15 protein-coding genes are annotated in these 13,838 nt (G+C 45.4%); 3 read left to right on the forward strand and 12 right to left on the reverse strand.

From position 1 onward, the window contains the following. The 3 genes from HY877_06015 to HY877_06025 all read right to left on the reverse strand — a co-directional run. Nucleotides 1-1,703 (reverse strand): hypothetical protein (locus HY877_06015; protein ID MBI5299830.1); only part of this gene is annotated, 1,703 nt, incomplete at its 3' end. 101 nt (nt 1,704-1,804) lie between these two features. Continuing rightward, nucleotides 1,805-3,274 (reverse strand): AAA family ATPase, encoded by a 1,470-nt coding sequence (locus HY877_06020; GenBank protein ID MBI5299831.1) that lies wholly within the window; start codon nt 3,272-3,274, stop codon nt 1,805-1,807. Nucleotides 3,275-3,379: 105 nt separating this feature from the next. Then, nucleotides 3,380-4,882, reverse strand: a complete 1,503-nt coding sequence (locus HY877_06025; GenBank protein ID MBI5299832.1) for an ATP-binding protein — start codon at nt 4,880-4,882, stop codon at nt 3,380-3,382. A gap of 95 nt (nt 4,883-4,977) precedes the next feature. On the opposite strand from HY877_06025, the gene HY877_06030 reads away from it, so the two are divergent. Beyond that, complete coding sequence (locus HY877_06030) at nt 4,978-6,171, forward strand: glycine C-acetyltransferase (protein ID MBI5299833.1); 1,194 nt, start codon at nt 4,978-4,980, stop codon at nt 6,169-6,171. Here HY877_06030 and HY877_06035 read toward each other — a convergent pair. Beyond that, nucleotides 6,165-7,187: a chorismate synthase gene (locus tag HY877_06035; protein ID MBI5299834.1), complete on the reverse strand. Its 1,023-nt coding sequence runs from the start codon at nt 7,185-7,187 to the stop codon at nt 6,165-6,167. The two genes, HY877_06030 and HY877_06035, sit on opposite strands and share 7 nt — an antisense overlap. 4 nt (nt 7,188-7,191) lie before the next feature. Then, nucleotides 7,192-7,791 carry a J domain-containing protein gene (locus HY877_06040; protein ID MBI5299835.1) on the reverse strand — a complete coding sequence of 200 codons (600 nt, stop codon included), beginning with the start codon at nt 7,789-7,791 and terminating at the stop codon, nt 7,192-7,194. A gap of 68 nt (nt 7,792-7,859) precedes the next feature. On the opposite strand from HY877_06040, the gene HY877_06045 reads away from it, so the two are divergent. Beyond that, nucleotides 7,860-8,549 carry an rRNA pseudouridine synthase gene (locus tag HY877_06045; protein ID MBI5299836.1) on the forward strand — a complete coding sequence of 230 codons (690 nt, stop codon included), beginning with the start codon at nt 7,860-7,862 and terminating at the stop codon, nt 8,547-8,549. Between the two features lie 16 nt (nt 8,550-8,565). Here HY877_06045 and HY877_06050 read toward each other — a convergent pair whose 3' ends face one another. Together HY877_06050 and HY877_06055 are read right to left on the reverse strand one after the other, a co-directional pair. Beyond that, the gene (locus HY877_06050; protein ID MBI5299837.1) at nt 8,566-8,778 is read right to left on the reverse strand and encodes a type II toxin-antitoxin system MqsA family antitoxin; all 213 of its coding nucleotides are present in this window, start codon (nt 8,776-8,778) and stop codon (nt 8,566-8,568) included. Between the two features lie 2 nt (nt 8,779-8,780). Beyond that, on the reverse strand, nt 8,781-9,023 hold the full coding sequence (locus HY877_06055) for a DUF4258 domain-containing protein (GenBank protein ID MBI5299838.1): 243 nt from the start codon (nt 9,021-9,023) through the stop codon (nt 8,781-8,783). Between the two features lie 249 nt (nt 9,024-9,272). On the opposite strand from HY877_06055, the gene HY877_06060 reads away from it, so the two are divergent. Further along, nucleotides 9,273-9,557 (forward strand): hypothetical protein, encoded by a 285-nt coding sequence (locus HY877_06060; GenBank protein ID MBI5299839.1) that lies wholly within the window; start codon nt 9,273-9,275, stop codon nt 9,555-9,557. A 201-nt stretch (nt 9,558-9,758) separates the two neighbouring features. Here the strand turns inward: HY877_06060 and HY877_06065 are convergent, their stop codons facing one another. The 5 genes from HY877_06065 to HY877_06085 all read right to left on the reverse strand — a co-directional run bounded on the left by HY877_06065 (nt 9,759) and on the right by HY877_06085 (nt 13,699). Beyond that, on the reverse strand, nt 9,759-10,748 hold the full coding sequence (locus tag HY877_06065; protein MBI5299840.1) for an NAD-dependent epimerase/dehydratase family protein: 990 nt from the start codon (nt 10,746-10,748) through the stop codon (nt 9,759-9,761). Between the two features lie 11 nt (nt 10,749-10,759). Next, nucleotides 10,760-11,680, reverse strand: a complete 921-nt coding sequence (locus HY877_06070; protein MBI5299841.1) for an NAD-dependent epimerase/dehydratase family protein — start codon at nt 11,678-11,680, stop codon at nt 10,760-10,762. An 84-nt stretch (nt 11,681-11,764) separates the two neighbouring features. Next, nucleotides 11,765-12,886 carry a DegT/DnrJ/EryC1/StrS family aminotransferase gene (locus HY877_06075; protein ID MBI5299842.1) on the reverse strand — a complete coding sequence of 374 codons (1,122 nt, stop codon included), beginning with the start codon at nt 12,884-12,886 and terminating at the stop codon, nt 11,765-11,767. 1 nt (nt 12,887) lies between these two features. Beyond that, on the reverse strand, nt 12,888-13,310 hold the full coding sequence (locus HY877_06080; GenBank protein MBI5299843.1) for a hypothetical protein: 423 nt from the start codon (nt 13,308-13,310) through the stop codon (nt 12,888-12,890). Nucleotides 13,311-13,321: 11 nt separating this feature from the next. Then, a complete protein-coding gene (locus tag HY877_06085) occupies nt 13,322-13,699 on the reverse strand; it encodes an EamA family transporter (protein ID MBI5299844.1) in 378 nt (125 codons plus the stop codon). Nucleotides 13,700-13,838 lie beyond the last annotated feature (139 nt).

Raw genomic sequence — 13,838 nt, forward strand, 5'->3', positions numbered from 1 at the left:
ACAAAATCTCTGTTCTCGTATGCACGGGCAACAGCGCGTTGGAATTTTGATAATAAAAAGCGTCGTTGGTCGCCGACCGATGCCAGATCATTATAAATTTCTGCGTCTCTTTTGTTTTCGAAGAGAACATAATCAGTGTCGGCATAACCTCCCCTAAAATCGAGGCCACTCTTTTTCATCTCGTCTCCGATAATTTTACGATCTCCTTTTGATATTATGTCGTCCAAGGAGATGGCGGACAGCCTCGGTGCTTCTGCGCCTGAAAACTGTGCAGATTCCGCACCCGCTCCATAAGGCGATGAGGAAAAATCGAAATCCGGCGGTGCCGATGTCAAAAAATAAACACCGGGGCCCGGAAACGCAAATTTGGAATTTGTAGCGTTGGTAGAATGCGCCATGCCGGTTGAGTTTTCCGTGTTTGCCGGCAAGAGGATAGAATGCGCATCATCAAACGAAGAGATCTCGCCCTCCCCCTTCAAAAACGCGTTGAAAATAATATGCGGATCATAGAGAGGCACCGGTGTCTCTGTCGTCTTCTCACGCATCATGGGATCAAAAATCACACCGGTCTTTGTATTATAAAGAACGAGTTGAATATGATCGGCAAAATTCTGAATTCCAATCACATTGTCGGGTGGCAGTTCCAAATTCAGGTCTTCAATTGCAGAAAGGATCATCTTCATCCGAGCTTCGCAGTTACCTCCCTCACCTTTCAAAAGACCGGCAAAACCCGCCTGACCGTCAACATAGAAGGAAAGATAACGCGGATAGAGTTCCTCCATCACCTTGTGAAACTTTTGCCACGGGTCTTTGATGTCGGCCGTTTTCGTCCGCAATTCATCAAGTCTCGCGTTCCATTCTTTATGAAGTGTTGCGGATAGCGCCCCGGAATATTCCGCATTTATAAGAAAATGGCCATAATGATGCCGCTTGGAGCGGTCTTTATCCCACTCCATAATGGCGGTCCTTGCCTGCTCAGTCAATTCACTGCGAGGAATCGATTTTGCAGAAAGCTCCTGCACCGGTTCTACTATTGCCTTGTCAACCCATGCCTCGAACGGATTTGGTTTTTGTGGAACAGGGGAACAGACACCTTCTTCAATATCACTTGAATCGGCGACCAAAGATTCGGTGCACATTGGAATTTTTTCTTTCTTTTCTTCTTTTCCGGATTCAGGTGCAGAGGGCGTTGGAACTTCGGGTGGCTCGGCGTCTTCCCTCAAAAGCCGAATGGCTGAAAAACCGCCGGCATGGAGTGCAACAGAGATGCCAGTACCCAAAGTCAGTCCTACTGAGGCTCCAAGGAGCGTCAGCCCCCCTGCTGGAGCGGAAAAGCTCAAAGAGGCAACAGCAACCGCCGTTACCGCCACTTCGCCTTTTTCAGCGGCCTTGCTTCCTTTCTCGCTCAGTCTGAGCCAAAGCGAGCGGGCGTCTGTGAGATACCGTCTGGCGTTGGAAAGAAGCGCTTGTGCCTCTTTCTCTTTTCCTTCAATGAGCGCATTCCCTGCCCTTTCTGCAAACCCGTGGCCCGACTGAATTTGCGATTCGAGAGCGACCCTTTCCTCCGTCAAATCCTTGCCGGATGCAATCTGCGAGAACCAGAGGGTAACAGGATGATCATCAAAATAGGATTGCTCCGTCTGATAAAGATAGAAAAGCTCATCATTTATTAAGCGAATCTCACCTTCAAGCCTTTGAGGCATAGTCATCCCCATACACTACTATTATCGTCCGCCACGACCCCAAAGTTGCGTAACCCACATAAAACAAAGGAATTTCGCATAGTTGCACAAGTGTCCGACACTTACAGGGGCCAATGATTGGAGGCAAAGAGTTCGTCGATCAGGACGACGTGCGAAAAATAGTTAGATAGTTTTAAATCTTCGGTAATTCCATTTGTAGTTACTAAAACTTTTTCTACCGTTTTTTTTGTTTCACCCAAAAGCGAAATTTTTTTTTCAACATCTTCTATGATCCATTTTCCGACAAGACCATCGTAATATTTCATTTCACACACCGTAACGACAGGATCGTGCCTTTCAAATAGGAGGTCTATTTGAACGCCTTCCTTGATATTGGACCGGCGATCAAAATAGGCTCCATAGTTTTTCACAAGCTGATCCATTTTTAAATGTTTCATCAGCTGTCCGGCATGTTTCAAACAGAGGCGCTCAAAGGCAAAACCGGCCCACGACTTGTAACTGTGGCCCGTAAGCAAAGACAATGCCCGGTTCAGGTCCGTATTCTCCCGTATTTTTTTCAGATTCGGATAGATGAATTTAAAATAAAACAACAGATACTCATCGTCCAAGCGGTAACGCTTTAATTTGCTGTCTTCCGGACGATCAAAAGGTGCCACACTTTTTATAAACCCCGCCGATTCCAGATTTTCGAGAAATCCGACAAAACCCCCGCCGCCCGTCCTGCCCAACAAATCCGTCATTTCCGGAATCTTCAAACTTTTGTATCGACTCAAAAGTAAAATAATTTTTTTGTATATTTTTTCTTCCTTGAAGATGTCCTTGAATATCCTGTCAAACTCGCCGACAAAATAACCGTCCTTGCATAAGGCATGGCGCGCAATGTTCTTTGACACACTTACATGAAAATCCATCTGAAGTAGATATTCAGGGATCCCGCCGCAAAACATGTACAGATCACATATTTCCTTCAAGGCTTTTTTACCTCCAAAAAATTCGGAAACTTCCGGCACGCTGAGGGGATTCAGGAGAATTTCAAGTTTGATTCTGCCGTAAAGACTGGATGATTTTACCACCTTCTTGATCATGTACGAGGCAATGGAACCGCAAAGAACCAATGTAAACCCCTTCTTGTCCTGCCACAAATTATCCCATGCCCATTTTATTGCCGATACAAGCTCCGACTGACGACCCGCCATATAGGGCAATTCATCCAGAAAAATTGTTTTGTTATATTTGCTTTTGCTTAACGATACAGCCCTGTCCAGCGCCTTGAGCAGTTCTATCCACGTACGGCACTTCAGGGATTTATAAAAATCATCTCCGGAATACAGGGCCGTCTGATCTAAAATGTTTTGTATCTGAGCCGTTTTGGGCTGACCCTCAATTCCGTCAAAACGCCACAGATTTTTGTCCTTATAAAATTCGGTGATGAGCCTTGTTTTGCCAACCCGCCTTCGGCCGTAAAGGACAATGAAACTGGCGCGAGACAGCGTTTTTTGATGCTCCTCCTCTAAAAGAGAGATTTCATATTTCCTCCCAGAAAATGATTTAGGGCCTTTTTCACTATTCATAGTTATGATCCTATAATAGGAATAATAGTTAATTATAGGATTGTTTGTCAAACGTTAATATCATCCTATAATGCTCATTATCTACCATTATAGGATTAGATGTGATTAACTCTTTTCTGTCCCTTGAAAGGCATCCTTCAGCAATTTGCTCTGACGCTCGAAGGCCTGCCTGGGACTTCTGGAATCTTTCATTAAAGCCAGTTCTTGAGTGAGAAGTCTCGCGATATACATGGTGTAGGTCACCACTTTTTTGCTTTCGCGGAGATAAAGGGGATGATCTCTGTTGATGTAAATGACGCTTCCTTCCGTAAAGCATTCCGAACCCTCCGGACCAAAGTGATCCAGACAGCAAGCGACTTTGTTTTTTCCAAACCTCAGTCTTTTTACAACCGCATCAGGCGTTAAGCGCTTCATCGTTTTGGAAGATTTTTTCAGCTTGGCCGGAATCTCTTCCATTTTGGTTTCTTCTTTTTCCGTGCTTTGTAAGCTCAGTTCTTCATTAGAGCCATTGCCCTCGTCGACAGATTTTTCCTTCGGTTTGACTGCCGCCTTGCCAATTCCTTTGTTAAAATCTCCCTCCGGTATGGCTCCAAAAGGTGAAAGGTCGGGATTACGAAGCAAGGCGGCGTAAACTCTTTCCAGCGCCTCATTCAAGGCGCGAGATGCTCTGCGATTTTCCTGTTTGTTTTCTAAACGGCCGATTTGTTTTTTAACCTCTGCCATGACTCTCTGTATGGCGGTTTGCAAGGCTTGGTATTCTTCCGAATCGGTGATAAAACCGGTGCGATCCGAGGTAATGGGAACGAAATCACAGTGAATTTCTCCCCGCACACGGCTCATCAAAGGACCCCACGTTTCCATTCCAAAAAATTCTCTTCTGATCGTGACCCCCTTGACCCTGCATTCAATTCCCAAATCCTCCGTAGTAGCGGAACTTGCCGGTAATAAAACAATCTCGCCATGTATGGGTCCAAAGGAAGTTCCTTCGAGAATGGGAATCCGGTGTCCGGCATAACTTTTGGGTGTCACGGGATGCCGATTGAGAAAAACCTGAAAATGCTCCGCTTTGAGGGGTACGCCGGAGATAAGGCAGTTTTCCACGTCCTCCGGATCAAATTTTTTGACAAGATTTTTCAGCAGAACCGTTGTGCCGTCGCCCCGTTCCTTGTCGAGCAATATCAATTCCATTGGAAGATGCCAGCTGTCACCACTCGCCTCCCATTCTTTCTTGTCGAAAACAACATTGGCGGCAAAGTCTTTTCTTTGGGTCATTACCTCGAAACGCTCACAGGCGGCTAGTGAGGCAAATTTCCCGATTCCAAATTGGCCGATGCGCGCCCGTTCAAAGCGCGGAGATTTGGAACTTGTCTGTTTGAGGGGAGAACCGATATTGAAATACTGCTTGAGACCTTCGAAATCCATTCCGGAGCCGTTGTCCTGAACACGGATTTCATTTTCTGAAAGGATTACATCCACCCTCGTGGCATCGGCATCGTAGGCGTTGTTGACCAATTCCCGAATTAGTTCGATTGCTTCAGCATAGAGTTTTTCCCCAATAGTGACAATGTGACTTTTGTCGAAGGTAATGGGGATGGATTTCATATTCATCGGCCCGCAATCCCTAACATCTCGGCCATTTCCGTTCAACTTGTATTATGGGGTTGTCTTTTTGTCTCCATTTGATAGCGAGCCTTTGTAAAATAATGTACGGAAAACTTGAAAAAATTCTCAAAACACAGCTCGAGGAAATTCGGGGGGCGGGACTTTATAAAGAAGAGAGGCTCATTTTATCTCCGCAACGGGCCAACATCAAAGTTCCGCAGGGCGAAGTGCTTAATTTTTGTGCCAATAATTATTTGGGATTGGCTGATAATCCGGAACTCATCGCGGCGGCAAAAAAATCGCTTGATGAAAGAGGTTTTGGAATGTCTTCGGTCCGGTTCATCTGCGGCACCACTGATCTTCACAAAAAATTGGAAGCCACCATCGCCCGCTTTTTAAAAACGGAAGATGCCATCCTCTACTCTTCCTGTTTCGATGCCAACGGCGGGCTTTTTGAAACTCTTCTCAATGAACAAGACGCCATTATCAGCGATGAACTGAATCACGCCTCCATTATTGATGGCGTCCGTCTTTGCAAAGCAGAGCGTTATCGCTACAAAAATTCGGACATGAATGATTTGGAAACACAATTACGCGCGGCTGATGACAAAGGTGCGCGGTTGAAGATGATCGCCACCGACGGTGTCTTTTCAATGGACGGTTTTATCGCCAAACTCGACGCCATTTGTGATCTGGCTGAAAAATATGAAGCGCTTGTGATGGTCGATGATTCCCACGCTACGGGTTTTATCGGCAAGACAGGCCGCGGCACGCCGGAGCATTGCGGCGTCATGGGGCGCGTGGATATCATCACTTCCACACTTGGAAAAGCGCTTGGCGGCGCATCGGGCGGATTCACCACGGGGAAAAAAGAAATTATCGAATATCTAAGACAGCGCTCTCGTCCTTATCTTTTTTCCAATACCGTTGCTCCCGTGATTGTCGCCACTTCTTTAAAAGTTTTCGAACTTCTCGAAAAATCCACGGCGCTTAGGGATCAACTAGAGACAAGCGCCCATTACTTCCGTCAAAAAATGAAACAATCGGGATTTAATATTTTAGAAGGAACGCACCCTATTACACCCGTTATGCTGGGAGATGCCAAATTGGCACAAAACATCGCCAAAGATTTACTCAATGAAGGAATTTATGTCATCGGTTTTTCTTATCCGGTCGTTCCCAAAGACAAAGCCCGCATCCGCGTCCAAATTTCCGCCGCCCACACTAAAGAACACCTCGACAAAGCCATCGCCGCTTTCCAAAAAGTGGGAAGAAAATATAAAGTAATTCAGTGATTTTCCAAGACTCTGGGAATTTTTTGGGCGCGCAGGCAGAAGTCGGCCAGCACAATGGCCATCATGGCTTCCACCATCGGAATAGCTCTAGGAATGGGGCACGGATCGAAACGGCCTTTTGTTTCAAGCTCCGTTTCTGCGCCGGTTTTCAAATGAATCGTTTTTTGTTTTTGGGCGATGGAAGAAATTGGTTTGAAAGCAACACGGACAACCAGCGGCATACCACTCGATAAACCTCCCAAAATACCGCCCGCGTTGTTTGTGGTTGTCTGAATTTTTCCGTCTTTCATTTCGAAAGCATCATTATTTTGCGAACCCAATTTTTTGGCTGATTCAAAACCATTGCCAAACTCAACTCCCTTCACAGCGGGAAGAGCAAACAGAGCCTTAGCCAATTCTGCGTCAAGATTATCAAAGACCGGCTCCCCCAAACCGACGGGAAGATTTAAAGCTGTCGCTTCAATAATACCCCCCACACTATCCCCTTTTTCCATCGCTTCATTTATTTTACGAGTCATCTGCGAAGGATCCTGAACACCGCCAATCTCAACAGGCTGAGCTGAGATGCTAACACCGATTTGCTCCAACAGTTGTTTGGCAAGACTTCCCGCCATGACAAAACCGGTGGTGATGCGGGCTGAAAATCTTCCACCTCCGCGATAATCTTCAAAGCCACCATATTTTATGAAGGCGGTGTAATCGGCATGTCCCGGTCTTGGAGTGAAACGGCGGGCCTCATAATCTTTGGATTGAACATCTTCATTCCAGACGGTCATGCAAATGGGGGCACCGGTTGTGGTGTTGTTCAAAACACCGGAGAGAATTTCAAATGTATCTTCTTCGTTTCTTGAGGAAGTCAAATCTTGTCCAGTGCGGCGCCGCGCAAGATCTTTTGAAATTTTTTGGAGATCAATTTTCAAACCGGCGGGACAACCGTCCACCACCACACCGATACACGGACCATGGCTTTCACCAAAACTAAAAACTTGAAACAACTTTCCCAAAATATTTTGCATAGAATTAAAAAAGATGATCCAAACCAAACGCAGTCAAATAGGACTGGAAAGCTTTCACATCAATCTGCTGAAATTCCACGCCCCCTTCATGCAAAGGAGAACCAAAGCGTTGCGGAAGAAGACGTGCCCAACGCACTTTACCCACCGCCCACACATGAGGAGCTTTGGACATTTCCAGTTCGACCAAATCTCCTTCTTTGAATTTGCCCACCGAACGAAAGCAGGCACCTCTTGTGGAAACATCGCGGAATTGGGATTCAAACCAGATTCCCTTCGGATATTGTCTGAATTGCAACGGTTGTTGAAAAGCTACACGAGTCGCTAAACGTTGTTCTTGGGAAGGATTAAACGGATTTTCTTCTTTATGCACCGAAGAGATGGGAATAACATTCTCCAATAATTTTCTGTCGTATTCCCGCCTCTTTTTTTCATCACTCAATGTTTCATAGGCTTCATTGAGAAGCTTGGCTTCTTCTTCCGAACCACCTAAATCAGGATGTTTCCGCAAAATTTTCAAATGAGTGTAATAGGCGGCCTTGATAATGGCCGGGTCGGCATGATGGGAAATTTGCAAAAGCTGGTAATAATCTTTTCGGTGGGCCATGGAAAAGGCCTTATCAGCCAAAGGATATGTTGTAAAATTTATTTTGCTGTCATAAGTGTCCAACACTTATGAAAGAAAAGCGTCTGCAGAAAATTTTGGCCGAAGCCGGTTTATGCTCGCGGCGTGAAGCAGAAAAATGGATTGAAGCGGGCCGCGTTTCTCTTAACGGAAAACGGGTTACTCAACTGGGCACCAAAGCCAATCCGATTAGCGACAAAATTGCCGTTGATGGAAAACGCGTAAAATTCGTTACCAAGAAGGTCTATTACCTCTTTCACAAACCCAAAAATGTGATGGTTACCCATTTTGATCCGGAAGACCGTCCCACAATTTATGACTATCTGGGAAATATCAAAGAACGTGTCTATCCGGTTGGACGTCTTGATTTTGATTCGGAAGGTTTGATTCTTCTCACCAATGATGGCGATCTGACGTTTGAATTGACCCATCCCAAATCCAAGGTGCCTAAAACTTATGAAGTTAAAATTTCCGGCATTCCAACCCCTGAAATTTTAGAAAAATTGGAAAAAGGCGTGCGTCTGGATTGGGGAACCACACAACCAACAAAAGTCAAAATCCTGAAAAAAACTGACAAAAATTGTTGGTTGCAAATATCCTTAACCGAGGGGAAAAATAGACAAGTCCGTAAAATGATTGAAAAATTCAACTTCTTCGTTATTCGTTTGCGCCGCACCGCCATCGGTCTCTTCAAACTAGGAGCCCTCAAGCCGGGCCACTACGCCAAGATCAATTATTAGATGAACAGTAAAAAAGTTATGCCACCGCCTGTAACTCTTCCGATTTTTTGTCGATGACTTTTAACATTTCCTGAATAACCTTTACTCCTTCTTCCTCAAAATAGGGCTCTCCACATTGGGTACAAAGGTAGGCGGGCACTTGGTCGATAACCAAGTGATATCCTCTTCGGTTGATTGTGTAAGATGTTTTTCCCTTTGCCATTTTTCCCTTACAATAAGAACATTCCATTTTTACCTCCTTCGTATTTTAAAATTTTTGTCCCATTCTTGAGGATCGGGTATGTAGGCTGTGATAATGGCCAAATAATTTTCCTTTGGAGCGCAAACAATATGCAACGTCCTTTGTCCCTTAAACCACCCGCCCATAAGACAGCTGGAACCTCTTGGATCATTGGGATATTCTTCCACGATTTCTCCTTCTAATAATACCGCTTTGACCTCTTCTTCCGAGATCATTCTTTCTGGTTTATTCATCTGATCCACAGCGTGGCGGGTAAAAAGAATTCTCTTTTTTGCAGTTTGGATAACCTCTTTTCGAATGTCCACGCCGGGCAAACTAACAAAAGTTCCTTGTGAAATCTATCTTAAAGTTCCTTGGGCTGGTTACCAACAAACCCCTCCAAGATATTCTCGGCTTGCACATTAAGAATATTTAATTTGCATTAAAGAGGGTTTCTGTTAGCTACGAAGCACAATTATGGGGAAATCCCCAAGGAGGAAGAAATGAAGAAAACTTTATTGTTCGCAGTTGCAGCAGCCCTCGTTTTGAGTGGCGTTTCTGCAGTAAAGGCTGACGAAGCCAAGGCACCAGCGGCCGCCACAAAGGCACCAGTTGCTGTCCAAGCAACAGCCACAAAGGCCGCCGCTCCTGCCACTGAAGTTGCCAAAGCCGGTGCCAAAAAAGGTACCCCTGCAACTCCAGAAGCAACAACAGACGCCAAAGACACAAAGGCTGCACCAGCAAAAACAGCCAAGAAAACCAAAAAGAAGAAAAAAGCTGCTAACTAAGAGCTCTTTCTTTTTTAGAATTTAAAAAGCCGGAAGAATAAACCTTCCGGCTTTTTTATTTGTTACAGTAAATTAAATTTTAGTCTGTCATCCCCGCGAAGCTTGTCCCTGCAGGCAGTAGGCAGGGAGCGGGGATCCAGAAAAGCTGATAAACACATGGATTCCTGCCTTCGCAGGAATGACAGATATCCCAATGAAAAGTTAATTTGTTCTAGCGTGTTCTTGAAACCATTGAATTGCTTTTTCGAAGGCGTTTTCGATAGGGCTTTGTGGGAGACCCAATTCACGCACGGCTTTTTCGGAATTAAAGTACATATATTTTTTCGCCATTTTCACCGCGCCTACGGGAATTGAAGGCGGTCTTTGCAAAATTTTCGCAATCAATTCGCTTCCATAAGCGGATGTTAATGCAACCGTGTAAGGGATTTGAAAACGGGGTGGTTTTTTTCCGGTCAATCGGGCAATCATTTCGTAAATTTCTTTAAGCGATATATTTTCATTTCCTAAAATATAGCGCTCCCCCACTTTTCCTTTTTGAGCCGCCAGCCAATGACCTTCCGCCACATCTGCCACATCAACAATGTTAAGTCCTGTATCGATGTACGCGGGAACTTTCCCTTTCAAAAAATCAACGATGATTTTTCCGGTGGGGGTGGGTTTAATATCTCGCGGTCCAATCGGCGCGGAAGGATTCACAATCACAATGGGGAGACCTTCTTTTGCGAAACGCAAGGCGACTTCTTCGGCTTGAAATTTGGAACGTTTGTAATCGTTGTAAAGATCTTTTTGCGTGGGAAAAGCGGTTTCATCGGAAGGTTTTAAAGGATCGTCAGGGTAACGAACGGTTCCAACCGTACTCGTGTAAACAATTTTCGAAATGTTTGCAGAACGCGCGGCGGTTAAAATATTTTGCGTTCCGTTGACATTGCTTTCGTAAAATTCTTGTCGGTCTTCCGACCAGAATTGATACGAGGCGGCAACATGATAGAGTTGATCGCAACCTTGGCAGGCCTTTTTGAGGGAAGAGGTATCGCGCAAATCGCCATAGACAAGTTCAACGTCAAGCCCTTCAAGATTTTCGAGGGAACTAGTTTTGCGAACAAGGGCACGAACCGAACAACCTTTGTTCAATAAAAGGCGGACCAGATTGCCACCAATAAATCCGGTTCCGCCTGTAATTAAAACTTTCACGGGTTTCCTTGCTACGCTCCCCATTTAGACTTGAAGAAATCAACCGTTGAGGCGAGACCTGATTCAAAAGAGGTTGTGGATTCCCAACCAAGAATCTGTTTCGCCTTTGCGGCGGAAACTGTTTTGCCGCCGAAATCTCCCGGACGCGAAGGCTCGAACTCAATTTTGACTTTATCTTTACCCAAAAGATTTTGGATCGATTCAGCAACTCTGCGAACCGTAATTTTTTCCGGTCCTTCCAGATTGAAAACCTGATTGTGCCCCGCTTCGCTCATCGACAAAACATGGGCTTTTGCCAAATCGCTCACATAAATGAAATTGCGATATTGCTCGCCTTCACCCGTAATTGTAAGAGGCTGGCCGTTGAATGCTTTTTTCAGGAAGATCGGAATCAACAGCTCTTCACGCATGCGAGGTCCGTAGGGAATTCCGTAACGCAAAATTGTGAAGGGTACATTGTAAAGTTGGGCGTAATTATGAAAGAGCATTTCGGCGGCGATTTTTGTGGAAGTATAAATATGTCCCGCCGAAGGAAGATAAAAGGGTGAATCTTCGGTGACTGGTTCCTGTTCCTTCGAACCGTTATAAACCCAAACGGTGGAGGCAAAGTAGACGCGCTTGGTACCGTGAATACGGGCGGCTTCGAGCACATTCACTGTTCCCTTCACATTCAAGTCGGTGCAATAGACTGGATATTTGTAGGCGTAATTCACATTCGCAACGGCGGCGATGTGAAAAATATGTTCCGCCCCTTTTGTTGCTTCCAGCACGGAGGCAAAATCGAGAAGATCAACATCTTCACATTTCACGTCATTGCGATGGGACTTCGCGTGGTAATCAAGAATCACCACTTCGTGTCCCGCATCTTTCAAATGATCAACCACATGAGAACCAATAAAACCGGCGCCGCCGGTAACAACGACCTTAGCCATGGAATGCCTCCTTTTTGTAGGGGCTCACGTCGCCCCCTCCAGTGGCAAAGCCACTGGAGCCTCCCCCTCAACGCCGCTTCGCGGCTAGTTATTATTAAATGCTTCTTTTAAACTTGCCACTACATGTTTTGCTTCTTCTTCCGTCATGCTGGGGAAAACCGGCAGGCAGATATGTCTTGCGCAAAGGTCTTCGGCTATTGCAAGAGCCCCAGTTGCGTATTTCTGAAAGACCGGCTGTTTGTGGAGCGGCAATTCATAAACTTCTCCAGTCAAACTCACCCCTGTCTTTTCCTTGAACGCCTTTTTGAATCCTGCGCGATCGGTAAAAGGTTTGTCCGGAGTGAAAATATATTTGTAGTAATTTGTGAATCCTCCCTGCGGAATCGCGAGAGGTTTTCCAAACGAGCAATTCTTCAACTCTTCATTATAGAAGGCACCAATTTTGTCTCTTTTGGTCAGAATTTCTTTGAGGCGTCTTAATTGCACCAAACCAATGGCGGCGTGTGGTTCGCTCAAACGCCAGTTGTAACCCATTTTGCCGTGGGTGTTGGTGAGGAAAGAGGTTTTTCCCTGATCGCGATAGAGTTGAGCCTCTTCAAAAATTCTTTTGTCGTTTGTGATAATCATTCCGCCTTCACCGGAGGTCATGATTTTTGTGGGATAAAAAGAGAAAGCTCCCGCAACGCCGAAAGTTCCGGCGTGTTTTCCCTGATAGGTGGAACCATGGGCGTGAGCGGCGTCTTCCAAAAGCCACAATCCTTTTTTCTTACACCAGTCGGCGATTTCCGGAGTCTGATAGGAAACAAGACCGGCGATGTGCACAAGCACCACACCCACTGTTTTGGGAGTCAGTTTCTTTTCGAGTTGTTCGGGGGAAATGGCGTAAGTCTCAGGATTCATATCAACAAAAACCGGATTGCCGCCGGCGTGTACCACCGCGGCGCCCGTTGCAAAAAATGTATTGGTGGGAACCAAAACATCTTTTTCGGCAACATCCAAAACTCTTAAGGGAATTTCGATGGCCGAGGTTCCGCTGTTAACGGCGATGGCGTATTGGGCACCGGTAAACGCCGCAAATTCTTTTTCAAATTCGCGTCCCAGTGCTCCCAAGGTCAATTGACCCGTTGTAAGCATTTCGTTGATTTTTGAAGCGACCCAATTGCGATCCTCTTCCGGGAAATAAGCTTTTACCGGCGGGATATTCATTTTAGTCTGTGACATGTTCGATCTCCCTTTCCAACCTTTCAGTTGTTGTGTTCCATGACTTGATCATGAAAAGAATTCCAACAGAAATGAGGCCAACCCCCACCCATCGGATTAACGGGACTTCCTCCCCTAACAAAAATTGTGCTAAAACGGCAACAAAAATATATTCCATCGCGTGCATGGGAAGTCCCCAACTCACATCCGCCCATGAGAGGACTGCCAGCCATAAAAGAAAATAGACCAATTCCAGCAAAATCCCCGCAATAATCCACGGATTCATCAAAACACCCACAAAATAATTCCAAAGCAGAGAAATCTGCAACGTATCAAGGGGTCCAATCAAAAGCATTCCCTTGCGCAAACAGATATTCCCAAGCCCCGCCGCAATAAGAGCCAAAGAAAGTATAAGAATTGCTTTCCACATATTTTATGACGTTATTTCCAAGACTTCATGATTAAAAGAATTCCTGTGCCGATAAGACCCATCCCAATCCACCGGTTTAAATCAATTTTTTCACGGAGCATAAAAATGGCCAACAGAGCCACAAAAACAAATTCGATGGCATTCATGGGCAAAGCCCAGCTTACATCGGCCCACGAGAGTACCGTCATCCATAAAAAAAAGTAAGCGGCGCTGATAATAATCCCCAACACCACATAGAAACTTGTCAAAGAGTTCCAAAAAAATTTAAAAAGAGGAATGGGACGCCAATGTTTGAGAGGGCCGATCCTCTTCATTCCCTTGCGCAAAAAAATATTTCCGATGGCGGCGCACAACATCGCAAAATAAAGAACAAGGGTTGCCTTGATCATGGAAGTGCCGAAAAAGAAGTAAGTTCGATTCCGGCTTTGCTCAACAAGTCTCTGATTTGAGGACTCATTAAAGCAGATAACTCTTTTTGATGCTGATAATCGGGCATGGTTTCTTTCAAAATTCCGGTCGTTACCAAAG

The organism is Deltaproteobacteria bacterium (assembly GCA_016213065.1).
Lineage (GTDB): Bacteria > UBA10199 > UBA10199 > SPLOWO2-01-44-7 > SPLOWO2-01-44-7 > JACRBV01.